Source organism: Quadrisphaera sp. DVD1, assembly GCF_058932755.1.
Genome location: NZ_JBZYWI010000232.1, coordinates 1 through 2,806 on the forward strand (window position 1 = coordinate 1; position 2,806 = coordinate 2,806).

3 protein-coding genes are annotated in these 2,806 nt (G+C 78.6%); all 3 read left to right on the top strand.

Features of this window, described 5'->3' with window-relative positions; genetic code table 11:
* Window positions 1-810 (top strand): DUF6049 family protein (locus tag AC5FZL_RS16305; RefSeq protein ID WP_493619927.1); only part of this gene is annotated, 810 nt, incomplete at its 5' end.
* Window positions 803-2,452 carry a murein biosynthesis integral membrane protein MurJ gene (murJ, locus tag AC5FZL_RS16310; protein WP_493619928.1) on the top strand — a complete coding sequence of 550 codons (1,650 nt, stop codon included), beginning with the start codon at window positions 803-805 and terminating at the stop codon, window positions 2,450-2,452. The genes AC5FZL_RS16305 and murJ, both read left to right, overlap by 8 nt.
* Before the next feature lie 63 nt (window positions 2,453-2,515).
* Window positions 2,516-2,806, top strand: a 291-nt coding sequence (locus tag AC5FZL_RS16315) for a hypothetical protein (RefSeq protein WP_493619929.1), incomplete at its 3' end; no start/stop codon positions are given.

Genomic DNA, 2,806 nt, shown 5'->3' on the forward strand with positions numbered 1-2,806 from the left:
GACCCCTCCCCCGCGGCGGCCCAGTCCGTGCTCGCCGCCCTGCGCGGCGCGCCGTGGGTGCGCGCGCAGTCCCTGGCGGACCTGCTCTCCACGCCCGCCGCCGCCCAGCTGCGCCTGCCCGACGAGGCCCCCGCCGACGGCGCCCTGCCGGCCGACGGGCTGCAGCAGGCGCAGCGGGCCCTGGGCCGGGTGAGGGAGGTGGCCAGCGCGCTGACCGACCCCGAGCCGCGCCTGCGCCTGGCCGAGGAGGGGGCCGTGGCGGCCACCTCCTCCGCCTGGCGCCCGGACCTCGAGGCCTGGCGCCAGCAGCTGGCGTCCTACTCCGCGGCGGCCGGCGCGGTCGACGCCGGGGTCGCCGTGGTGCCCGGCAGCGCCGTGACGGTGATCGCCTCGCAGGTGGTGCTGCCGGTGACGCTGGAGAACACCCTGGACCAGGACGTCCGGGTGGTCGTGTCGCTGCGCTCGTCGAGCCTGCGCCTGGTCCCCGAGGACCCGGTCGAGGTCGTCCTGGCGGCCGGGGCCGGCGCCCAGCGCGTGGAGCTGCCGGTGCGGGCGGTCGCCAGCGGCGACACCGAGCTCGACGTGCTCGTCACCACGCCCGACGGCGTGAGCCTCGGCCGCCCGGTGCCGCTGGAGGTCCGGGTGCGCGCGGACTGGGAGGGGCGCGGCGTCACGGCCGTCGCGGTGCTCCTCGGCGTGGTGCTCGTGGCCGGCCTCGTGCGCACCGTCCGCCGGGGCCGCGCAGGCGGACGCACGCACGCCGCCGCCCCCGAGCAGCCCGCCGACCCAGGAGGAGCCCCCCGTGGCTGAGACGCCGACGCCGACCGGAGCCACCGCCGCGCGCGGCGGCTCCCTGCTGCGCTCGAGCTCGGTGATGGCGGCCGGGACGGCGCTCTCCCGCGTGCTGGGCCTGGTGCGCGCCGGCGTCCTCGTGGCCGTCATCGGCGGCACCCTGCCGGTGGCCAACGCCTTCGGCTACGCGAACACCGTCCCGAACAACCTCTACCTGCTCATCGCCGGAGGGGTGCTCAACGCCGTCCTCGTGCCGCAGGTGGTGCGGGCGATGGCGCGCCCGGACGGCGGTGCGGAGTACCTCGACCGCCTCGTCACCGCCGCGGTGCTCTTCTTCGCCGCCGTCACCGCCGTCCTCGTCCTCGCCGCGCCGGCGATCGTGTGGGCGGTCGCCAACGACTACTCCGGCCCCCAGCGCGCCCTCACCGTCGCCTTCGCCGCCTGGTGCCTGCCGCAGGTCTTCTTCTACGCCCTCTACACGCTGCTGGGCCAGGTGCTCAACGCCCGCGGCAGCTTCGGCCCGTACATGTGGGCGCCCGTGGTCAACAACGTCGTCGCGCTGGTGGGCCTCGGCGCCTTCGTCCTCGCCTTCGGCACCCAGGGGACGACGAGCACCGCGGTGGCGCCCCAGGCGTGGAGCGGCGGCCAGGTCGCCCTGCTCGCCGGCACCGCCACCCTCGGCGTCGCGGCGCAGGCGCTCGTGCTGCTCGTGCCGCTGCGCCGCGCGGGGGTGCGGCTGCGGCCCCGCTTCGGCCTGCGCGGGATGGGCCTGCGCAGCGCCGGGCGCACCGCCGGCTGGACCTTCGCCGCCCTCGTCGTGGGCCAGGTCGGCTTCCTGGCCGTGACGAACGTCTCGGCCTCCGTCGACGCCGAGCGGTACCCCAGCGCCCCGGGGTACGCCGCGTGGGGCCTGGCCTACCTCGCCTTCATGCTCCCGCACTCCCTCGTCGCGGTCTCGGTCGTCACGGCGCTGTTCACGCGCATGAGCCGCGCCGCCGTGGCCGGCGACGTCGCGGCGGTCCGCGCCGACGTCTCCAGCGGCGCGCGGACCATCGGCGTGGCGAGCGTGCTGGCCTCGGCGGGCCTGCTGGTGCTGTCGGGCGCGGCCGGCGTGGTCATCGCGGGCACCGACCCCGAGCAGGGCCGCGCGGTCGGCCGGGTCATCGCGGCGATGGCCCTCGCGCTCGTGCCGTTCAGCGCCTCGTACCTGCTGCAGCGCGCCTTCTACGCGTTCGAGGACGCCCGCACCCCCTTCCTCGTGCAGTGCGTCGCCACCGCGGTCTGGGCCGCCGGAGCGCTCCTCGCGGGCCTGCTCCTGGCCCCGGAGGACCGCGTCGTCGGCGTCGCCGCCGCGATGGTCTGCGGCCAGGTGGCCGGGGCCTCCTTCGCGGCCGTCCGGCTGCACCGCCGGCTCGGCTCCCTGGACGGCCGTCGCGTCCTGCGCACCCACGTGCGCCTCGCCGTGGCCGGCCTGGCCGCCGCGCTGGCCGGTCTCGCGGTCGCGGTGCCGATGGACGGCCTGCTCGACTCCGGCCGTCCCGGCGGCCTCGCGGTCGCCGTCGTGGCCGGGACGGTGGTCGTCGCCGTCTACGGCGCCGCGCTGCGGCTGCTGCACGTCGAGGAGGTCCAGCCGCTGATGAGGCGCCTCACCCGCCGCTGACCCGCGCTGACCCGTGCTCCCCCGGGGGTCAAGGTCGGGCGCCCGGGCGCCGATGCCCGCGGGGTGGACGACCGCGCGCAGCCCCCGGCCCGGCGCCGGCCCCTGCGCGGGCTGGCGGCCGCCCTCCTCACCGGTGCCCTCGCCCTGGCCCTGACGGCCCCGCTCGCGCTGCCCGCCGCCCCGGCGGCCGCCGACCCCACCCCCGGCTCCCCCGCCTCGTCCGCGAGCGCCGCGGAGCGCGCCAGCGCCCTGCGCGCCGAGGTCGAGGAGCTCGAGCACCAGGTGGAGGTGGCGGCCGAGGCGCACGCCGAGGCCTCCGACCAGCTCACCGCCGTGGTCTCGGCCGAGGCGCGC